At 64.4% G+C, this 19,563-nt stretch carries 17 protein-coding genes; 7 read left to right on the top strand and 10 right to left on the bottom strand.

The window, feature by feature from the left end; all coding sequences use genetic code 11:
- Window positions 1-77 precede the first annotated feature (77 nt).
- The gene (locus tag G7020_RS06315) at window positions 78-1,118 is read right to left on the bottom strand and encodes a metal-dependent hydrolase (protein WP_181083086.1); all 1,041 of its coding nucleotides are present in this window, start codon (window positions 1,116-1,118) and stop codon (window positions 78-80) included.
- Window positions 1,119-1,380: 262 nt separating this feature from the next.
- Here G7020_RS06315 and arfB point away from each other — a divergent pair, with 262 nt between their 5' ends.
- Window positions 1,381-1,794, top strand: a complete 414-nt coding sequence (arfB, locus tag G7020_RS06310; RefSeq protein WP_181083085.1) for an alternative ribosome rescue aminoacyl-tRNA hydrolase ArfB — start codon at window positions 1,381-1,383, stop codon at window positions 1,792-1,794.
- A 15-nt stretch (window positions 1,795-1,809) separates the two neighbouring features.
- Here arfB and G7020_RS06305 read toward each other — a convergent pair whose 3' ends face one another.
- Both G7020_RS06305 and G7020_RS06300 read right to left on the bottom strand, forming a co-directional pair.
- Window positions 1,810-3,129, bottom strand: a complete 1,320-nt coding sequence (locus tag G7020_RS06305; RefSeq protein WP_181083084.1) for an MFS transporter — start codon at window positions 3,127-3,129, stop codon at window positions 1,810-1,812.
- 206 nt (window positions 3,130-3,335) lie between these two features.
- On the bottom strand, window positions 3,336-4,226 hold the full coding sequence (locus G7020_RS06300) for a LysR family transcriptional regulator (protein WP_181083083.1): 891 nt from the start codon (window positions 4,224-4,226) through the stop codon (window positions 3,336-3,338).
- A 123-nt stretch (window positions 4,227-4,349) separates the two neighbouring features.
- On the opposite strand from G7020_RS06300, the gene G7020_RS06295 reads away from it, so the two are divergent.
- The 5 genes from G7020_RS06295 to G7020_RS06275 all read left to right on the top strand — a co-directional run bounded on the left by G7020_RS06295 (window position 4,350) and on the right by G7020_RS06275 (window position 10,078).
- Window positions 4,350-5,177, top strand: a complete 828-nt coding sequence (locus G7020_RS06295) for an FAS1-like dehydratase domain-containing protein (protein ID WP_181083082.1) — start codon at window positions 4,350-4,352, stop codon at window positions 5,175-5,177.
- Between the two features lie 57 nt (window positions 5,178-5,234).
- Window positions 5,235-6,398: an acyl-CoA dehydrogenase family protein gene (locus G7020_RS06290; RefSeq protein WP_181083081.1), complete on the top strand. Its 1,164-nt coding sequence runs from the start codon at window positions 5,235-5,237 to the stop codon at window positions 6,396-6,398.
- Between the two features lie 130 nt (window positions 6,399-6,528).
- Window positions 6,529-7,881, top strand: coding sequence for an MmgE/PrpD family protein (locus G7020_RS06285; RefSeq protein WP_181083080.1), 1,353 nt, complete (start codon window positions 6,529-6,531; stop codon window positions 7,879-7,881).
- Between the two features lie 131 nt (window positions 7,882-8,012).
- Window positions 8,013-9,218, top strand: coding sequence for a CaiB/BaiF CoA transferase family protein (locus G7020_RS06280; protein ID WP_181083079.1), 1,206 nt, complete (start codon window positions 8,013-8,015; stop codon window positions 9,216-9,218).
- 35 nt (window positions 9,219-9,253) lie between these two features.
- Window positions 9,254-10,078: an HpcH/HpaI aldolase/citrate lyase family protein gene (locus G7020_RS06275; RefSeq protein WP_181083078.1), complete on the top strand. Its 825-nt coding sequence runs from the start codon at window positions 9,254-9,256 to the stop codon at window positions 10,076-10,078.
- Window positions 10,079-10,091: 13 nt separating this feature from the next.
- Here G7020_RS06275 and G7020_RS06270 read toward each other — a convergent pair whose 3' ends face one another.
- Entirely contained in the window at window positions 10,092-11,291 is a 1,200-nt protein-coding gene (locus G7020_RS06270; RefSeq protein ID WP_181083077.1) for a CaiB/BaiF CoA transferase family protein, read from the bottom strand.
- Between the two features lie 240 nt (window positions 11,292-11,531).
- Between G7020_RS06270 and acs the strand changes: the two genes are divergently transcribed.
- Window positions 11,532-13,487, top strand: coding sequence for an acetate--CoA ligase (gene acs / locus G7020_RS06265; protein WP_181083076.1), 1,956 nt, complete (start codon window positions 11,532-11,534; stop codon window positions 13,485-13,487).
- Window positions 13,488-13,535: 48 nt separating this feature from the next.
- On the opposite strand, the gene G7020_RS06260 is transcribed toward acs, so the two are convergent.
- The 6 genes from G7020_RS06260 to G7020_RS06235 all read right to left on the bottom strand — a co-directional run.
- On the bottom strand, window positions 13,536-14,648 hold the full coding sequence (locus tag G7020_RS06260) for a mechanosensitive ion channel family protein (protein WP_181083075.1): 1,113 nt from the start codon (window positions 14,646-14,648) through the stop codon (window positions 13,536-13,538).
- Between the two features lie 146 nt (window positions 14,649-14,794).
- Window positions 14,795-15,148 carry a rhodanese-like domain-containing protein gene (locus G7020_RS06255; protein ID WP_181083074.1) on the bottom strand — a complete coding sequence of 118 codons (354 nt, stop codon included), beginning with the start codon at window positions 15,146-15,148 and terminating at the stop codon, window positions 14,795-14,797.
- 442 nt (window positions 15,149-15,590) lie between these two features.
- Entirely contained in the window at window positions 15,591-16,400 is an 810-nt protein-coding gene (gene eutC / locus G7020_RS06250; RefSeq protein WP_181083073.1) for an ethanolamine ammonia-lyase subunit EutC, read from the bottom strand.
- 25 nt (window positions 16,401-16,425) lie between these two features.
- Complete coding sequence (locus G7020_RS06245; protein ID WP_181083072.1) at window positions 16,426-17,820, bottom strand: ethanolamine ammonia-lyase subunit EutB; 1,395 nt, start codon at window positions 17,818-17,820, stop codon at window positions 16,426-16,428.
- 112 nt (window positions 17,821-17,932) lie between these two features.
- Window positions 17,933-19,216: an ethanolamine utilization protein EutH gene (eutH, locus tag G7020_RS06240; protein WP_181083071.1), complete on the bottom strand. Its 1,284-nt coding sequence runs from the start codon at window positions 19,214-19,216 to the stop codon at window positions 17,933-17,935.
- A 192-nt stretch (window positions 19,217-19,408) separates the two neighbouring features.
- Window positions 19,409-19,563, bottom strand: a 155-nt coding sequence (locus G7020_RS06235) for an aldehyde dehydrogenase family protein (RefSeq protein WP_073657905.1), incomplete at its 5' end; no start/stop codon positions are given.

The following is a 19,563-nucleotide window of genomic DNA, read 5'->3' as shown; positions in this document are numbered from 1 at the left end:
GGTCTCCGAAGGCGTAATCGGAGTTTTTCAGGTACATCCGCCACTCCGCTCGTCGGGGCGGTGAAGCGTGACCCCACCTACCGCCTGTTCAGGTCTGCCGCCCATTCGGCCAGCGGCAGGCCGGGGTGCTGCTGCCAGATGCGTTGCCAGATCTGTTCAAGACGGTCGAGGTCGCCGCGCGCGGCTGGCAGTCTTTCGACATGGGGGATCAGCCGCCAGCCATCGCCGTTGCGCTCGGCCAATGCGAAGCGGAAGGGATGGAAGCCGGTCATGCCCAGCCGCAGATCCGTCACCAGAATCTGATCATTCACTTCGTCGTAACGCAGCACGCCATCGCTGAACCAGTGCAGGCGGGCATGCTGCGGCGAGTCGGCAAGCAGGCTGGCGAGTCCCGCTCCACGAGGCAGGCGTACCAGCTGCGGCGGGCTGTGGTCGAACCAGCTCACCAGGGTTTCGTAGTAGTCGTCACCGTCCACCACGATGGCGCGCCACAGCAGGCTGTTGAAGGGCGTCGGCGTGATGAATATTCGTTCGGCCTGGATGCTCGTGCCGGACAGGGCCGTTTCCAGCCGATTTTCCGTCATCTGTTTGCCGGCCAGGGTAAAGGCCAGGTACAGAGATGACAGCAGCAGGGCGAGCGCGGGCCAGCGCGGGGTGCGTCCCTGCAAGCCGAGGATCGTCCCGGCCAGTACCGCCAAAAGAAGGGGCACGCTATACAGCGGGTCGATGATGAAAACGCTGGACCAGGCAACGGGCGTCGTCTGCAAGGGCCAGAACAGCTGGGTGCCGTAGCTGGTGAAGGCGTCCAGCGTCACATGGGTGATCAGCACCAGCCAGAGGGTGAAGAACAGGCGCATGCCCGAATAGTCCGGGTTGGGCCGGAATCGTCTTACCAGCCAGGTCAGCCCCACGGCCACCAGGCTGAGGACGAACAGCGAATGGCTGAAGCCACGGTGATAGGTCATGTTGGCCACGGCATCGCCAAAGTCGATCACCACATCGAGATCGGGCAGGGTGCCGAGCATGGCGCCATACAGCAGCGCCTTGCGACCCTGCCAGCGACCGAGCAGGGAGGCCTGTACACTGGCGCCCAGCAGGGCCTGAGTAATCGAATCCATGGGACTGTCCGTTGCAGCGGGAAGGTAACCTTAACAGGCTGTTGAAAAACTAGCTGCGTTGGCAATACGTCGTTAAAAACAGCCTCAGAATGCTCATTTAGAACACCTAAACTCCGCTTCTTCGGCTGTTTTTGCCTCGTCTTGCCTGCCTCGCCTACGTTTTTCCACGGTCTGTTAACCGAAGACCGCGCGGGCAAGCAGCGCCAATTCATTTAGAAAGGTGTCCGGGTTGCTGCGGCGATGATGATTTATGAAGGCTTCGATGATCGAGATATCCAATACCGTGAATCTGTCCGACAGTGAGGTTGAACTGACCGCGATCCGCGCGCAAGGTGCCGGTGGGCAGAATGTCAACAAGGTCTCCAGCGCGGTGCACCTGCGCTTCGATATCAAGGGCTCGTCGCTGCCAGACTTCTACAAGGAACGGCTGCTGGCATTGCGCGACAGCCGCATCACCGGCGACGGGGTGATCGTCCTCAAGGCGCAGCAGTATCGGACCCAGGAGCAGAACCGCGCCGATGCGCTGGAGCGCCTGGTCGAGCTGATTCGCAGCGCAGCGAAGGTCGAGAAGGCGCGACGCCCGACACGCCCGACCCTTGCCTCGAAAAAGCGCCGGCTGGAGGGCAAGAACAAACGGGGCGCGATCAAGGCAGGGCGGGGCAAGGTGGATTTCTGAGTTGCCCGCAGCCTCTTACGAGCCGCTGCGTTGCTCGGACTCGAGGTCCGGTGCCGGCTCTGGAAGCGGCATGTCGTCCAGCCCTTCTTCGCTGACCGGCTCCTCCGTGGGTACCACTTCGGGCGCGTCGGGCATCAGTTCCATCACCGTGGGGCTGGTGCGTAGCATCGGCGTGAAATGGCCGTGGGGTTCGGTCACCAGATCCATGACCCGACGCGGCCGCCAGAACGAGTACAACGCCAGCACGCCCAGGCTTACGGCAAAGAACAGCGGCAATGCAATGGGGCCGGCCAGGTGCATCAGGCCACCGGCTGCCACCGGGCCAATGGCGGCGCCGAAGCCGTTGGCCAGCAAAAGGCCGCTGGAGCCCGAGAGAATTTCGTCCGGGTGCAGCTGGTCGACCATCTGTGCGACGGCTATCGAATAGATCGAGAAGGCCAGGCCACCCCAGATGAACATCAGCCCCAGCAGCAGCGGGCTGGCCGTCAGCGGGGCAATGACCAGGGCGAGCAACGCGGCGATGGCGACCACCCAGAGCATCACCACGCGCCGTTCATGCTTGTCGGAAAACAGCCCGATGGGCCATTGCAGCAGCGCGCCGCCAAGAATCGTCACGCTCATCAGCAGGCCGACCCCGGCTGCATCGAAGCCCACCTGGCTGGCGTAGACCGGCGCCAGGCCCCAGAAACCGCCCAGGGCCAGCCCTGAAATCCCGGCGCCCATCAGGGGCAAGGGCGCGATACGGGCCAGTTGCAGCAGGTCGGTGGGCGGCATTTCCGGCTGTACCGGTTGTGCCTGGCGGGTCAGGGTGATGGGCATCAGCGCGGCACAGATCAGGATGGATGACAGCGCGAACAGGGTGAACGCCATGGGGCTGTCGAGGCTCAGCAGCTGCTGCGCGGCGGCCAGCGCGCCGAGGTTGACGGCCATGTACAGGGCGAACACCTGGCCGCGCTTCTCGCCGCTGACCTGCGCGTTGAGCCAGCTCTCGATGACCATGTACAGCGTGACCAGCGCAACGCCATAGAGCAGTCGCAGCGCCAGCCACACCCAGGGGTTGACGATCAGTACGTGCAGCAGCACCACCACCGTCGCCACGCCCGCATAGAAGGCGAAGGTGCGGATATGCCCGATGCGGCGAATCAGTGAAGGCGCCAGCCAGGTACCGATGAGGAAACCGGCGAAATAGGCCGACATCAGCAGGCCGATCATGCCCGTGGAATAGCCTTCGGCGACCCCGCGCAGGGTCAGCAGGGTATTGAGCAGGCCGTGGCCGAGCAGAAGAAGGGCGACACCAGCGAGTAGTGAAGCGATGGGCGCGATTAAAGTCCTCATGACGAACAACCCTAGGCAAGTGAAACGATGATGGCAAGCTGAGAGTGCCGCGACGACCAGTGCCTTGCGTGTGCAGCCTGTTGAATTAAAAGGGGAAAATCGGAAGATTGGCCGGCATGTTGCGCTCCGGCGTTTCGCTGGTGTCTTCGGTTGGGCAACTCAGGCGCCGGAGGATTCCAACCAATTCGCTCCGATGTGTGGATGGCTCAGTGCGACGCGCAAGTCAGGGTGGCGATCAGCGCGCGCACCGTTCCGGGCAGCGCCTCCAGATCGCGCACCAGGATGCTGCGTTCACGCACGGCCCAGGGCTCGTCCAGCGCCACCGTGACCAGCTGCATGGTGCGGCTGTGGCGCAGGGCGGCGGATTCGGGGATCACGCCGATGCCGACGCCGGCCTCGATCATCCGGCACACGGCTTCGAAGCTGGAAACCTGGATGCGCAACGACAGATTGCCACCCAACCGCTCGACCTGATCGCGCAGGAAGCTCAACAGTGTGCTGCCTGCGTGCAGGCCGATGTGCTGGTAAGACAGGGTCTGGCGCAGGGTCACCTTCTTTTCCGTCGCCAGCGGATGCCCTACGGGCAGCGCCAGCAGCAGGCGGTCGGTGCTGAAGTGCAGGACCTGCAGGCCTTCGGCCTGCACCGGGCCGGCGATGATGCCCATGTCCGTGGAGCCATCCAGCACGCCACGGACGATGTCGCGGCTGAGCTTTTCCTGCAGGTCCACCGTGACGCCGGGGCGCTGGGCGAGGAAGCCGGCCAGCACCTCGGGGAGGAATTCGGTGACCGCCGTGGTGTTGGCGAAGATGCGGATATGCCCGGCATTGTCGGCACCGTATTCGGTGAACTCGCTTTTCAGGTAATCGACCTGGCGCATGATCAGCCGCGCGTGCTGCAGTAACCGGCTGCCTGCGGGCGTCAGTTCCACGCCGCGACTGTCGCGGTACAGCAGGCGGCTGTCGAGCTGGCCCTCCAGTGCCTTGATCCGGGCGCTGGCGGCGGCTGGCGAAAGGTGCGCGCGCCGCGCGCCCTGGGTCAGGCTGGGGGATTCGGCGATATGGATGAACAGGCGCAGATCGGCCAGATCGAAATGCATGGTGGCGCTCGCAGGAAGAAATGGCGTTCAGGATAGCCGAACGCTGGTGTCGGTAAATACAAATTCACGGAACGCCGGCTTCGTTGCATCCTGCGGTAAAACAACACAGCGCGGACCCAAGCAATGACCGACTCTGCTTTGACTGCCTGGATCGGGCGTACCCAGGATGTTCACGATCAACTGAGCCGCAACCTGATCCAGCGTATCGCCGCTACTTTCGGCGAGCCTAATCCGGGGCATGGCGAACCACTGCCACCGCTGTGGCAGTGGTGCTTCTTCCAGGACACGGTGGCCGAGGCCGGTCTCGGTCAGGACGGGCATCCGGCGCGGGGCGGCTTCCTGCCACCGGCTGGCGAGCGCAACCGCATGTGGGCCGGCGGACGTCTGGAATTCCACGAGCCGCTGAAAGTCGGCGGCGAAGCCAGCCGCACCACCACCATTCTCAATGTCGAGGAGAAGGCCGGTCGCACGGGGGCGCTGCTGTTCGTCACCCTGCGCCACGACTACTCCCAGGACGGTCGCCTGGCCATCCGCGAGGAACAGGATATCGTCTACCGCGAGCCGAGCCCGCCAAAGCTGTCCGGCAGCGAGCCGTTGCCGACCGGCGACTGGCGTGAGGCGGTGGAGCCTACCGCGACGCTGTTGTTCCGTTACTCGGCGGTCACCTTCAATGGTCACCGCATTCATTACGACTGGCCCTACGCCACCGGAACCGAAGGCTATCCGGGGCTGGTGGTGCATGGCCCGCTGATCGCCACGCTCAGCCTGCGCGCCTTCTGCCGCGCCAACCCCGACGCGCGCCTCAGGCGTTTCGCCTATCGCGGCGTGCGCCCGCTGATCGCGCCGCAGCCGTTCGAGGTTGGTGGGCGCATCGTCACGCCCGGCAAGGCCGAACTCTGGGCCGGCAATGCCGACGGCATCGCGCAGAAGGCCGAAGTGGAATTCGCCTGACACATCACTAGTTGTGGCGCGTGAGCGCACAACAACGACTCGAATCGAGGAACCTGGATGAACCCGTACCTGAACGACGAATACAGCGCCATCCGTGAAGGCGTGCGCTGCCTCTGCGCCGAGTTCCCCGCCGAGTACTGGCGCAAGATCGACGAGGAGAAGGGCTTTCCCGAAGCCTTCGTCAGCGCGCTGACCGAAGCCGGCTGGCTGTCGGCGATGATCCCGGAAGAATACGGCGGCTCGGGCCTGGGTCTGGCCGAAGCCTCGATCATCCTCGAAGAGGTCAACCGCTGCGGCGGCAATTCCGGCACCGTGCACGGGCAGATGTACAACATGTTCACCCTGCTCAGGAACGGCAGCGAGGAACAGAAGCGCTACTACCTGCCAAAACTGTCCAGCGGCGAGTTGCGCCTGCAATCGATGGGCGTGACCGAGCCGACCACCGGCACCGACACCACCAAGATCAAGACCACGGCGGTGAAGCAGGGCGACAAGTACATCATCAATGGCCAGAAGGTGTGGATCTCGCGTATCCAGCATTCGGACCTGATGATCCTGCTGGCGCGCACCACGCCGCTGGCCGAGGTGCAGCGCAAGGCCGACGGCATGTCGATCTTCCTGATCGATCTGCGCGAGGCCATCGGCAACGGCCTGACCGTGCAGCCGATCGCCAACATGGTCAACCACGAAACCAACGAGCTGTTCTTCGACAACCTGGAGATTCCGGCCAGCAGCCTGATCGGCGAAGAAGGCAAGGGGTTCCGTTACATCCTCGACGGCCTGAATGCCGAGCGTACCCTGATCGCCGCCGAGTGCATCGGCGATGGCCGCTGGTTCACGGAAAAATCCGCCCAGTACGCCCGCGACCGCGTGGTGTTCGGGCGGCCCATCGGGCAGAACCAGGGCGTGCAGTTCCCCATCTCCGAGTCGCATATAGAGCTGGAAGCGGCGGATCTCATGCGCTGGCGCGCCTGCGAGGAATACGACGCCGGTCGCAACGCCGGGGCGGCGGCCAACATGGCCAAGTATCTGGCGGCCAAGGCGTCCTGGGAGGCGGCCAACGCCTGCCTGCAGACCCACGGCGGCTTCGGCTTCGCCAACGAATACGACGTCGAGCGCAAATTCCGCGAGACGCGGCTGTACCAGGTGGCGCCGATCTCCACCAACCTGATCCTGTCCTACGTGGCCGAGCATCTGTTGGAGCTGCCGCGTTCTTTTTAATCATCGGTGGGCTGAAATCCATCCTGTAGGAGCGGGCCTTGCCTGCGAAGGAGGCTCGTCCCTCCGAGCGGGAATGTTTCGCGGGCAAGGCCCGCTCCTACGAAAATCATTCGATACTGGAGCCGAACGCATGAGCCAGCACACCCAGGCGCTGACCGGATTTCTCGCCGGGCTCGCTTACGAGCAGATTCCCGACGCGGTGCTCGCCCGCACCGAAGACCTGTTTCTCGACTGGCTCGGCTCCGCGCTGGCCAGCGCGGGATCGCACCCGATCCCGTTGTTCGAGCGCTATGCGCAGCGCATGGGGCCGGCAGAAGGGTCGGCGCGCATCTTCGTCAATGGCAAGAGCAGCAGTGCCTATTTCGCCGCGCTGGTGAATGGCGCCAGCTCGCATCTGGTGGAGCAGGACGATCTGCACAACAGCTCGGTGCTGCACCCGGCCACCGTGGTTTTTCCGGCGGCGCTGGCGGCGGCGCAGGATCTGGGCAAGTCCGGTCGCGACCTGCTCGTCGCTGCGGTTGCCGGTTATGAGGCGGGCATTCGCATCGGCGAATTCCTCGGTCGTTCGCATTACCGCATCTTCCATACCACCGCGACCGTCGGCACCCTGGGCGCCGCCGTGGCGGTGGGCAAGCTGATGGATTTCGATCAGCAGCAGTTCACCCATCTATTGGGCAGTGCCGGCACCCAGGCCGCCGGCCTCTGGGAATTCCTCCGTGATGCCGCCGACTCCAAGCAACTGCATACCGCCAAGGCCGCCGCCGATGGCCTGCTCGCGGCCTACTTGACGAAAGACGGCCTGACCGGCGCGCAGAACATTCTCGAAGGCGAGCAGGGCATGGCTGCCGGGATGTCCAATGATGCCGATCCGAGCAGACTTTCCGACCGTCTCGGCAGCCGCTGGGCGCTGGCCGAGACCTCGTTCAAGTTCCACGCCTCGTGCCGACACACGCACCCGGCTGCCGATGCGCTGCTTGATCTGATGCAGCGCGAGAACCTTACAGCCGAGAACATCGCCAGCGTCACCGCCCATGTACACCAGGGCGCCATCGACGTGCTGGGTCGCGTGGTAGTGCCGCAGACCGTGCACCAGGCGAAGTTCTCCATGGGCACGGTGCTGGGTCTGATCGCCCTGTACGGCAAGGCCGGGCTGAGCGAATTCCATAGCCATGCGCTGAGCGATCCACGTGTCGGGCTGTTTCGCGAGAAGGTGAGCATGCTGCTCGATCCCGAGGTCGACGGCGCCTATCCGGCGCGCTGGCTGGGCAGGGTAGAAGTGACCACCACGGATGGACGCATCCTGCACGGTGCCATCGACGAACCCAAGGGCGATCCGGGCAACACCCTGAGCCGCGCCGAGCTGGAAGACAAGTTTCGCCGGCTGCTGCAGTTCTCCGGGTCGCGCAGCGACGACGAGGCGGGCGTGTTGATCGACAAGGTCTGGCGGCTGCGCGGGCTGGAGCGGCTGGACGAACTGGCCTGAACTGAATCGTAGGGTGGATGACGGCGAAGCCTCATCCACCAAAGCGGTGCCAGAGTCCCCTGGGGCTTGAACAAACGCGTGGAAATGGCTTCGCCGATTTCCACCCTACGCCGAATCTGCAGGAACCGGATATGAACGATACAACCGCCAAACCCCGCCCGCTCGACGGCATCACCGTGGTCAGCCTCGAACACGCCATCGCCGCGCCGTTCTGCACCCGGCAGCTGGCCGATCTCGGTGCCCGCGTGATCAAGGTCGAGCGGCCCGGCGCCGGCGATTTCGCCCGTGGCTACGACGAACGTGTCGATGGCCTGGCCTCGCATTTCGTCTGGACCAACCGCTCCAAGGAAAGCCTGACTCTGGACGTCAAGCAGGATGCCGCCTCGCACGTGCTCGACCAACTGCTGGCCAAGGCCGACGTGCTGGTGCAGAACCTCGCGCCCGGTGCCGCCGCGCGCATGGGGCTGTCCTTCGAGGCGCTGCACGAGCGCTTCCCACGGCTGATCGTCTGCGATATCTCCGGCTATGGCGAAGGCGGGCCTTACGAGCAGAAGAAGGCCTACGACCTGCTGATCCAGTCCGAGGGCGGCTTCCTCTCCGTCACCGGCGGGCCGGGCGAGACCGAGATGGCCAAGGCCGGTTGTTCCATCGCCGATATCGCCGCCGGCATGTACGCCTACACCGGCGTGCTCTCGGCGCTGATGCTGCGGGGCAAGACCGGCGTCGGCAGCCGTATCGACGTGTCCATGCTGGAGAGTCTGGTGGAATGGATGGGCTACCCGCTGTACTACGCCTACCAGGGCGCCACGCCGCCGCCGCGCGCCGGCGCCGCTCACGCCACCATCTATCCCTACGGGCCGTTCCCCACCGGCGACGGCGGCACGGTGATGCTCGGCCTGCAGAACGAGCGCGAATGGCTGCTGTTCTGCGAGAAGGTGCTGCTGCAGCCGGAACTGGCGCAGGACGAACGCTTCTCGGCCAACTTCAAGCGTTCGGAAAACCGTGCTGAATTGCGAGCGATCATCGTCGAATCCTTCTCCAGGCTGAGCGCCGAGGAGGTGATCGTCCGCCTGGACAACGCATCGATCGCCAACGCCCACGTCAACGACATGGCCGGCGTCTGGGCGCATCCGCAGCTTCGGGCACGCCAGCGCTGGAGCGAGGTGGACAGCCCGTCCGGCAAACTGCCCGCCTTGCTGCCGCCGGGTGGCAACAGCGCTTTCAGGCCGCGCATGGAGCCGATTCCCGCGCTGGGCCAGCACACCGATGCGCTGCTGGCGGAGCTGGGCTATACGTCGAGCGATATTCAGCGCCTGCACGAGCAGGGCGCGGTGTAACCTGCCTGACAAACGAACAATTGAAGGACACCCATATGAATCCAGGCACCCTCCGCAGCGCACTTTTCGTTCCCGCCACCCGCCCGGAGCGGATTCCCAAGGCACTGGCCAGTGGCGCCGATGCGGTGATCGTCGATCTGGAAGATGCCGTGGCCGAAAGTCTCAAGGCCGAGGCTCGGGATAACCTCGCTGACTTCCTTGCAAGCCATCCTGAGGCTCGCGTGCTGGTGCGCATCAACGCCCCCGGCCATGAACAGCAAGCGGCGGATATCGCCCTCTGCGCGCAGCATGCCGGGGTGATCGGCGTGCTGTTGCCCAAGGTTGAAAGCGTGGCCCAGGTGGCGACCGTCGCGGCTTGCGGAAAGCCGCTGTGGCCCATCGTCGAAAGCGCGCGCGGGCTTGCCGCGCTGGGCGAGATCGCGGCGGCTGAAGGTGTCGAGCGGTTGTCCTTCGGCGTGCTGGACCTGGGCCTCGACCTGGGACTTTCCAGCGGCAGCGCGGCAGCCGAGCGCATGCTCGATCAGGCGCGCTATGCACTGCTGCTGCAGTCACGACTGGCCGGGCTGGCGCCGCCGCTGGAAAGTATTTTCCCCGATATCAAGGACCTGCACGGCCTCGCCGAAGCCACGGCGAATGCGCGTGACATGGGCTTTGGCGGCCTGCTGTGCATTCATCCCAGCCAGGTCGCCGTGGTGCATGAAACGCTGATGCCCAGCGCTGAAGAGCTGGCCTGGGCGCAACGTATCCTCGCTGCCGGCGCGTCCGGTGATGGAGTCTTCGTGGTGGATGGACAGATGGTCGACGCGCCTGTCGTCGGTCGTGCCCGTCGTCTGTTGCAGCGCGCCGGGCAGGCAACCTGAAGTAGCTGGCTCGTCAGATGATCCCCCGCGCGCGCAGGCCCTGGCGTTGTTCGTCGCTGAGGCCGAGGCCGGCGAGGATGTCGTCGGTGTGCTCGCCCAGCTGCGGGCCACCCTGGCCGATGCGTCCCGGCGTGCGCGAGAGCTTGGGCAGCACGCCGGGTACTTTCAGCGGGCCGGCGAAGGTCTCGACCTGCTCGATCATCCGCCGCGCCAGATAGTGCGGGTCCGCGACGATATCGGCGGCGGTATAGGGATAACCCGCCGGCACGCGGGCACCCTTGAGCGCCTCGATCACTTCGTCGCGGCTGTGCCGCGCCGTCCACTCGCCGATGGCGGCGTCGATCAGCTCGGCGTGCCGTGCGCGGCCATCGTTATGCGCGAAGCGCGGATCGTCGGCCAGGTCCTGGCGGCCCATCAGCGTCATCAGGCGTTTGTAGATGCTGTCGCCATTGCCGGCGATCAGTACCCAGGTGCCGTCATTGCACGGGTAGGAATTGGATGGCGTGATACCCGGCAGGGCGCTGCCCGCCGGTTCGCGCACGTAGCCGAAGGCGTCGTATTCGGGCACCAGGCTTTCCATCATGGCGAATACCGATTCGTACAGCGCCACGTCGATCTCCTGGCCCAGGCCGCTGCGGTTGCGCTCCTGCAGGGCGAGCAGCACGCCGATCACGCCGTACAGTGAGGACAGCGAATCGCCGATGCTGACGCCGACGCGCACCGGTGGCTGGCCCGGATAACCGGAGAGGTGTCGCAGGCCGCCCATGGCTTCGCCGATCACGCCGAAGCCTGGCAGGTCGCGGTAGGGGCCGGTCTGGCCGTAGCCGGAGATGCGCAGCATGATCAGGCGCGGGTTGAGCTGCGACAGTGCGTCCCAGCCCAGGCCCCATTCCTCCAGCGTGCCGGGGCGGAAGTTTTCCACCACCACGTCGGCCTCGGCTACCAGCTTGCGCACGATGTCCTGGGCTTCGGACTCTCTGAGATCGAGGGTGAGCGAGTGTTTGTTGCGCGACTGCACATGCCACCAGAGCGAGGTGCCGTCCTTGAGCTTGCGCCATTTGCGTAGCGGGTCGCCGCCGCCCGGCGGTTCGATCTTGATCACCTCGGCACCGAATTCGCCCAGCATCTTGCTGGCGAAGGGACCGGCGATCAGCTGGCCCATTTCAATGACCCTGATGCCGTGCAGGGGCAGGGCGTTGCCGCGTTGTTCCATGCTTGCGATACCTGTGTGCCGTCGTTCGGGGCGAGCATGACCGAGCGCCACCGGGCAGGGCAACTCAACCGTGCTCAGGCAGCGGTCTATGCTTGGGGAAACGCAGGGTGGCCGTGATGGAACGCATCCACCCCGGTAGGGATCAAACCCAATGTCTGCCAGGCGCGTGGATGGGAACAGGGTTTCGCCTGCGAGACAGGAGTGACAACTGATGCCATGACACACATGAGGTAATTGCCCATGAGCGCTGCGTCCCTGTATCCCGTGCGGCCCGAAGTGGCGGCGCGGTCGCTGACCGACGAGGCCGAATACAAGGCCCTGTACCAGCAATCGGTGGTGAACCCGGATGGCTTCTGGCGCGAACAGGCGGCGCGTCTGGACTGGATCAGACCTTTCACCAGGGTCAAGCAGACCTCCTTCGACGATCATCATGTGGACATCAAGTGGTTCGCCGACGGCACGTTGAACGTATCGGCCAACTGCCTGGACCGCCACCTGGAGGCGCGCGGCGATGCCGTGGCGATCATCTGGGAAGGTGATGATCCCTCCGAATGCCGGCAGATCACCTACCGCGAACTGCACCGGGAAGTCAGCAAGTTCGCCAACGCCCTGCGTGGTCAGGATGTGCATCGCGGCGACGTGGTGACCATTTACATGCCGATGATTCCCGAAGCGGCGGTGGCCATGCTGGCCTGCGCGCGCATCGGCGCGATCCATTCGGTGGTGTTCGGCGGCTTTTCGCCCGAGGCGCTGGCGGGGCGCATCATCGATGGCGACTCCAAGGTGGTGATCACCGCCGACGAAGGCATGCGCGGCGGCAAGGCCGTGCCGTTGAAGGCCAATGTCGACGATGCGCTGACCAACCCCAGAACCCGCTGCGTGCAGAAGATCATCGTGGTGCGGCGCACCGGTGGCGAGATCAAGTGGAACCCGCATCGCGACGTCTGGTATCACGAACTGATGCAGGTGGCCGGCGAGGTCTGCGCGCCGAAGGAAATGGGCGCCGAGGAGCCGCTGTTCATCCTCTATACCTCCGGCTCCACCGGCAGACCGAAAGGCGTGCTGCACACCTCGGGCGGTTATCTGCTGTACGCCGCGCTGACCCATGAACGGGTCTTCGATTATCGTCCCGGCGAAATCTACTGGTGTACCGCCGACGTCGGCTGGATCACCGGGCACAGCTATATCATCTATGGCCCGCTGGCCAACGGCGCGACCACGCTGATGTACGAGGGTGTGCCGAATCATCCCGATGTGGCGCGCATTGCCCGGATCATCGACAAGCATCAGGTGAACATCCTCTACACCGCACCCACGGCGATTCGCGCGATGATGGCCGAAGGCGCCGCGGCGGTGGCGGGCGCGGATGGCTCAAGCCTGCGCCTGCTCGGCAGCGTGGGCGAGCCGATCAATCCCGAGGCCTGGCACTGGTACTACGAGACGGTGGGCAAGTCACGCTGCCCCATCGTCGATACCTGGTGGCAGACCGAGACGGGCGGCATCCTGATCAGCCCCTTGCCCGGCGCCACCGCGCTGAAACCGGGCTCGGCGACGCGACCCTTCTTCGGCGTGGTGCCTGGCCTGGTGGACAACCTCGGCAACCTGCTCGAAGGCGCCATCGAAGGCAATCTGGTGATTCTCGATTCCTGGCCGGGGCAGATGCGCAGCCTCTATCGCGACCACGACCGCTTCGTCGATACCTACTTCAAGACCTTTCGCGGCATGTATTTCACCGGCGATGGCGCGCGCCGCGACGAGGACGGCTACTACTGGATCACCGGGCGCGTGGATGATGTGCTCAATGTCTCCGGGCACCGCATGGGCACGGCGGAAATCGAAAGCGCGCTGGTCGCCCACCGCAAGGTCGCCGAGGCGGCGGTGGTCGGCGTGCCGCATCCGGTGAAGGGGCAGGGTATCCATGTCTACGTCACCCTCGTCCACGGCGAGGAGCCGAGCGATCAGTTGCGTCAGGAACTGCAGCAATGGGTGCGCAAGGAGATCGGCCCGATCGCCGTGCCGGATACCCTCCAGTGGGCGAGCGGATTGCCCAAGACGCGCTCGGGAAAGATCATGCGGCGCATCCTGCGCAAGATCGCCACGGATGAATTCGACACCCTGGGCGACTTGTCCACGCTGGCCGATCCGGGCGTGGTGCAGCAATTGATCGATACCCACGTGGCGATGCGGAAAAACTGATCAGGGCGGGGCGGCGACCTGTTTCGGTCGCCGCCCCGCAGGTTCCGATCAGGGGGCTGGCGCTGATGGCTGTGGGGTTGCCGTCTGCTCCTCTGGTGCTCGGGCAACCAGCATTTCCGGCAGATTGCCGCCGATGAACTCCACCTGGCGGATGGGGAAGGCGAAGTCCACTTCCAGCTCGTGTATACCTTCGAGCAGACCGAGATTGATCGCTTCCTGAACATCCATGTACTTGTTGTAGTCGGCAGTCTGCATGATGTAGACGACCTCGAAGGTCAGCTGGCTGTTGTCGAATGAGAAGAAATGCGCCCGATCGAACTTGGCCAGCTCGATGCCCTCGATGATCCGGCGAACCAGTTGGCTGACTTCGCGCAGCTTGCTCGCGGTCGTCTTGTAGCTGATGCCGAACTTGAAGACGATCCGCCGCGTATCCATGCGCTTGTAGTTGTGGATCGTCTGCGCAAGCAGGTCGGCGTTGGAGCACACCACCTGCTCGCCACTCAGGCTGCGGATGCGGGTGGTCTTCAGGCCGATGTGCTCGATGTTACCGGCGATATCGCCGAAGACCACGAAGTCGCCGATCTCGAACGGCTTGTCGATGCCGATGGAGAGCGAGGCGAAGACGTCGCTGAGCAACGTCTGCACCGCCAGCGCAATGGCGATACCACCCACGCCCAGGCTGGCCACCATCGCGGTGATGTCCACGCCGAGGTTGGCGAGGACCGACAGCAGCATCATCGTCCAGACGACGAGGCGCAACATGATGCCGATGATGGTGGTGGTTACCGGATTGCGCGCCTTGCCATCGCGCGTCAGGCTGTCCATCCACAGATGGACAGCCGTGTCGAGCCAGAGCGCGATCTGGAACGCCAGTGCGATGAACCAGCCATGGGACATGGCCGATTCCCAACGGTCGGGCAGCTCCGCGAACTTCAGGCCGATCAGCAGCGACATCGCGATGAGCAGCAGTTGGCTGGTGCGGCTGAGCATTTCCGCGACCATGCCGGCGAAGCCGCTGGGCGATCCCTTGCTCAATTTGCGCAGGCGATTGGTGACAATCTTGAGGGCGGTTTGCAGCACCAGATAGCTGACGAAGGTGGCAACCGCGACTATGGCAATGTTGATCCACAGGGTTTCGTTCAGCATCGCATCCCAATTCATCACTCAACTCCTACGACGACGCGGCCAGGCGCCAGGCAAAGGCTACTTTTTCAGTAGCCTTTGCCACGCATTAGTTCCGTGCCGATGGCTCCGTGCTGGCAGGGAGACGCAGGAAGTGGCGTGGATGTCCGCTTTTCAGGACGCTTTCAGCGGGAGGGGACGAGTTCGCGCAATTGCTCATAACCGCCGGCATTGATGACCTGGGTGTAGCCCAGCTCCTGCAGCAGATCTTGGGCGGCTGACGAGCGTCGACCGCTACGGCAGTAGAGCACGATGGAGGCATTCTTGTCGGGCGCTACACGGGCGATGCGCTCGGCAAGTTCCGGGGTTTCGATCCGCAATGAGCCGGGGAGGGCACCCTGGGCGTATTCCGGTGCCGTGCGCACATCGATCAGAAGGGTGTCGGGATTCTGCAAGGCGGCAAGCGCCGCCGGACGGTCGATTTCACCAGCCATCGTGGCGCCGGCCAAAGTCATGAGCAGTGCGAACAATCTGTACATGGGGTTCCTCTCGGTTCGCCTCGTGGCTGGCGCTCAACTGACCAGGCGGTTCAGGTTCGGCAGGATCAGAATGATAGTAATGGCAATCAGGATCAGCGTCGCCTGTTTGAATTTCTTCTGCTTGAACATGCTGGCGCCCTTTTTATTGTTATTGCAGCGGTGGTCTTCGATCAGCCTTTCCTGTCAAAGCGGCTGGGCCTCGCGAAACGCCCTGACTTCAGAAAGCAAGCAATTTGCAGACCAGTGCACGCGAAGCAGCCAGTAATGCGTCAGGCCTACCGGTAGCCCGCAGGCTATATGCCTTGCCGGCGACGACTTGGGATTGCCTCGGGAGCGCCGCCGCCGCGATTCGCCGGGCGGCGGGTGGAAACGGAACAATGAGGGTAACGGCGAAGCGGCGTGCATGCCGGGACGAGGGAGGCATCGGTGGCTCCTCAGGCCATCAATCCTTGTTCGGTAGCAGGAAGTTGCCAGGCCCCTGGTTTTCCAGGGTCGGCACCTGGGCGTCGTCCTTGAGGTCGACCCCGGAGAGCTGCCGCCGGCAGGCTTCGCGCATCAGGTACATCAGGCGGAAGGTGGCCATGCCGTAGCTAAGGCCTTCCAGGCGCACATTGGAAATGCAGTTGCGATAGGCATCGTTGAGGCCGACGCGGGGCGCCCAGGTGAAGTACAGGCCGAGGCTGTCGGGCGAACTGAGGCCGGGACGCTCGCCGATCAGGATCACCGTCATCTTCGCCCCCAGCCGCTCGCCCACTTCGTCGGCCACCGCCACCCGGCCCTGTTCCACCAGCGTGATCGGGGCCAGTGACCAGCCTTCGGCGGTCACCTGTTCGAGCAGACGCTTGAGAAAGGGCAGGCTGTGGCGGCTGACTGCCAGTGACGAGAGGCCGTCGGCGATGACGAGGGCCAGGTCATGGCCGCCGCCGTGCTGCTTGACGTATTCATCCAGTTGGGCGGCGGATTCATCATCCAGGCGCCGTCCCAGATCAGGACGCTGCAGGTAGGTATGGCGGTCGCTGGCGGCGCTGTGCAGCAGCAGCGAGTGGTGACCGAGGTTGTGCAGTTCTTCGCGCAGACCGGCAGGGTCGAACGGCAGGTGCACGGCGTCGCGGGCCTGGGCATGGGCGAACTGGAAGTCGAGCTGGGCGCGAGTCGGCAGGCTGGTGCCGGCACGACCCAGGGCGATGCGCGCCGGGGTCAGCTGGCGCAGCTGCTGCCAGGGGTTCTCGGTGGTGGGGGCGTGGTCGGACATGCGTACCTCTGCATGAATGCGCGAATCAGGAAAGTTGCGCCAGGGCCTGGCGGAAGGCGGGTGGCAGCTCGTCACCGAGGCGCAGCTGGCCGTCCCGGTGACTGAAGATGCCCATGCGCGCCAGCCACTGCTCGAACTCCGGTGCAGCCCGCAAGCCGAGTACCTGGCGGGCGTAGAGTGCGTCGTGGAAGGAGGTGGTCTGGTAGTTGAGCATCACGTCGTCGGAGCCGGGAATGCCCATGATGAAGTTGATGCCGGCCGCGCCGAGCAGGGTCAGCAGCATGTCCATGTCGTCCTGGTCGGCTTCGGCGTGGTTGGTGTAGCAGATGTCGCAGCCCATCGGCACGCCCAGCAGCTTGCCGCAGAAGTGGTCCTCCAGCCCGGCGCGGATGATCTGCTTGCCGTTGTAGAGGTACTCCGGGCCGATGAAGCCGACCACGGTGTTGACCAGGAACGGATTGAAATGGCGCGCCACCGCATAGGCGCGAGCCTCGCAGGTTTGCTGATCGACAGCGTGATGGGCATTGGCCGACAACGCGCTGCCCTGGCCGGTCTCGAAGTACATCAGGTTGTTGCCCAGCGTACCGCGCTTGAGGCTCAGGCCGGCTTCGTAACCTTCCTGGAGCACCTTGAGGCTGATGCCGAAGCTGGCGTTGGCCGCTTCGGTGCCGGCGATCGACTGGAACACCAGGTCCAGCGGCGCGCCGCGCTCGATGGCGGCGATGGAGCTGGTGACGTGGGTCAGCACGCAGGACTGGGTGGGGATCTCGTAGCGCTGGATGACGGCATCGAGCATCTCCAGCAGGGTGCAGATCGAACCCATGCTGTCGGTGGCCGGGTTGATGCCGATCATCGCGTCGCCGTTGCCGTAGAGCAGGCCGTCGAGGGTGCTGGCGGCGATGCCGGCGGGGTCGTCGGTGGGGTGGTTGGGTTGCAGGCGGGTGGACATGTGTCCGCGCAGGCCCATGGTGTTGCGAAAGCGGGTGATCACGCGGATCTTCTGCGCCACCAGGATCAGGTCCTGCACGCGCATGATCTTCGACACCGCAGCGGCCATCTCCGGCGTCAGGCCGGGGGCCAGGGCGCGCAGACTGGCCTCGTCGGCGGCATCGCCGAGCAGCCAGTCGCGCAGGCCACCCACCGTCAGGTGGCTGACCGGGGCGAAGGCGGCGGCGTCGTGGCTGTCGATGATCAGCCGGGTGACTTCGTCGCTTTCATACGCAATCACCGCCTCGCTCAGAAACTGCTTGAGCGGCACGTCGGCCAGGGTCATCTGCGCCGCGGCGCGTTCGGCGTCGCTGGCGGCGGCGACGCCGGCCAGGCAGTCGCCCGAGCGCAGTGGGCTGGCCTTGGCCAGCAACTCGCGCAGGCTGTCGAAGCGCCAGGTCTGGCCGCCGATGCTGTGGGAATAGGTTGCCATGATCAGGCTCCTGTCTCGGGGTGGAAGACAACCCGGCGAGTATGGCTGCCGATAGAGGTAGTTAAGCCTCTTGCGGCAGCTGTGGCTCGTTTTCGGGAGTGCCTGGGGCGTTTCAGGCCCGGGCGGCTTCTTTCGGGATCGGCAGGGGGCTGCCGTGCAGCGTCGATCCCGGATACTCATCCGCTTCGATGATGCCGGCGGCCCGGTCCTGCTGCTCCAGTTGCAGCGCCTTGGGTACCGATAGCCAGTAGGCAAGCCCCACGGCGGAGAAACCGGCGAGTATCTTGCCGATCAGCACCGGCAGGATGATGGTCGGCTGGAAGTTGGCGGTGAAGGACAGGTGATCGCCGAGCAGGAAGGCCGCACACACGCCGAAGGCGATGTTGAGCACTTTGTCCTTCGGCGGCATGAAGCGCACCAGGCGGAACATCGCGAGGATATTGGCGATGGTCGCCAGCATGCCGGCGCTGCCGACGGCGCTCAGGCCGACCTTGCCGCCCAGCGCTTCCAGCGGGCCGCCGAGGTACTTGCGCAGCAGGTAGACCATCGGGAAGGCGCCGGCCAGCATGATGCCGATATAGCCGGCGGTTTCCAGGGCGCGGGTCTGGTCCTCGGCATCGGCGATGATCGGGTCGAAGCCCCAGCCGCCCAGCACGAGGGTGAACACGCCGGTGAAGTATTCGACGATGGAGAACACCAGCACCAGCTTGATCAGTGCATCCATGCCACGACCGAAGGCAATGAAGCCCTTGATCATCAGGTCCGGCAGGAAGCGCAGGCCGGCGGCAAGCGCCACCACGAAGATGATGATTGGCAGCAGGTTGGCGAACACGCCGCCCAGCCCCATGGCCAGCTGGTAAGTGGCTTCTCCGTTGGTGGCGACCACTTCGCGCACCATGGGATTGCTGATCACCAGGATGGCGCTGGCGATCATTACACCGATGGGGATGGTCAGGATGCCGGACATGATGCCCAGCGCCATGTACTTGTGGTCACGCTTGTCGAGCATGGCCAGGCCCATGGGAATCGAGAAGACGATAGTCGCACCGCCCATGAAACCGGTGATCAGCGCCATGATCAGCGCTTCCTTGCTGGCCGCCAGGGCTGAGGCAAGGTGATAGCCGCCCATGTCCGAGGCGATGATCATTGTGGCCGCCAGTGCCGGATCGGCGCCCAGGGCGTCGAAGAACGGCCCGAAGACACTCTCGATCATCACCGTCAGGTAGGGGATGGAGGCCATGATCCCGGCTGCCGGAACGAAGATGTGCCCCGTGGCATGGATACCCTCCATGAACTCCTTGCCGAGGCCTTTTTCACTGTCACGAATGGCTGCGAAGGCTCCCAGGACCGCGCAGAACATGATGACGTAGAGGACGTAATTGCCGATCTGATCCATTGCTTTGCCCTTTTGTTATGGTTTTGCCAGGCGTCAGAAGCCAATCGGAGGCTGCGCCAGGCAGGCCTGAAACTGGCTTTGAACAGTGTCGCGGTGTTCTTTACGGAAGGTTTCGCTCCCGAAGGATCACGGTGGTGTATGTGCGGGGGCCGGACACACGCAAGGCCAGCCCCCGCTGCTCTCCGAGGCCTGTCAGAAGAAGCCCAGCGGATTGATGTCGTAGCTGACCAGCAGGTTCTTGGTCTGCTGGTAATGGTCGAGCATCATCTTGTGGGTTTCGCGACCGACGCCGGACTTCTTGTAGCCACCGAACGCGGCGTGCGCCGGGTACAGGTGGTAGCAGTTGG

This window comes from Stutzerimonas stutzeri (assembly GCF_013522825.1).
Lineage (GTDB): Bacteria > Pseudomonadota > Gammaproteobacteria > Pseudomonadales > Pseudomonadaceae > Stutzerimonas > Stutzerimonas stutzeri_AK.
This window is presented reverse-complemented; position numbering and strand designations above follow the sequence as displayed.

Excerpts from the sequence above, each read along its gene's own strand:
- G7020_RS06305 (WP_181083084.1), bottom strand. The coding sequence starts at position 3,129 with ATGAGGACTTTAATCGCGCCCATCGCTTCACTACTCGCTGGTGTCGCC.
- G7020_RS06255 (WP_181083074.1), bottom strand. The coding sequence starts at position 15,148 with ATGTACAGATTGTTCGCACTGCTCATGACTTTGGCCGGCGCCACGATG.
- G7020_RS06260 (WP_181083075.1), bottom strand. The coding sequence starts at position 14,648 with ATGAATTGGGATGCGATGCTGAACGAAACCCTGTGGATCAACATTGCC.
- G7020_RS06245 (WP_181083072.1), bottom strand. The coding sequence starts at position 17,820 with ATGGCAACCTATTCCCACAGCATCGGCGGCCAGACCTGGCGCTTCGAC.
- acs (WP_181083076.1), top strand. The coding sequence starts at position 11,532 with ATGAGCGCTGCGTCCCTGTATCCCGTGCGGCCCGAAGTGGCGGCGCGG.
- G7020_RS06295 (WP_181083082.1), top strand. The coding sequence starts at position 4,350 with ATGACCGACTCTGCTTTGACTGCCTGGATCGGGCGTACCCAGGATGTT.
- eutH (WP_181083071.1), bottom strand. The coding sequence starts at position 19,216 with ATGGATCAGATCGGCAATTACGTCCTCTACGTCATCATGTTCTGCGCG.
- G7020_RS06315 (WP_181083086.1), bottom strand. The coding sequence starts at position 1,118 with ATGGATTCGATTACTCAGGCCCTGCTGGGCGCCAGTGTACAGGCCTCC.
- eutC (WP_181083073.1), bottom strand. The coding sequence starts at position 16,400 with ATGTCCGACCACGCCCCCACCACCGAGAACCCCTGGCAGCAGCTGCGC.
- G7020_RS06300 (WP_181083083.1), bottom strand. The coding sequence starts at position 4,226 with ATGCATTTCGATCTGGCCGATCTGCGCCTGTTCATCCATATCGCCGAA.
- G7020_RS06290 (WP_181083081.1), top strand. The coding sequence starts at position 5,235 with ATGAACCCGTACCTGAACGACGAATACAGCGCCATCCGTGAAGGCGTG.
- G7020_RS06275 (WP_181083078.1), top strand. The coding sequence starts at position 9,254 with ATGAATCCAGGCACCCTCCGCAGCGCACTTTTCGTTCCCGCCACCCGC.
- G7020_RS06285 (WP_181083080.1), top strand. The coding sequence starts at position 6,529 with ATGAGCCAGCACACCCAGGCGCTGACCGGATTTCTCGCCGGGCTCGCT.
- G7020_RS06280 (WP_181083079.1), top strand. The coding sequence starts at position 8,013 with ATGAACGATACAACCGCCAAACCCCGCCCGCTCGACGGCATCACCGTG.
- arfB (WP_181083085.1), top strand. The coding sequence starts at position 1,381 with ATGATCGAGATATCCAATACCGTGAATCTGTCCGACAGTGAGGTTGAA.
- G7020_RS06270 (WP_181083077.1), bottom strand. The coding sequence starts at position 11,291 with ATGGAACAACGCGGCAACGCCCTGCCCCTGCACGGCATCAGGGTCATT.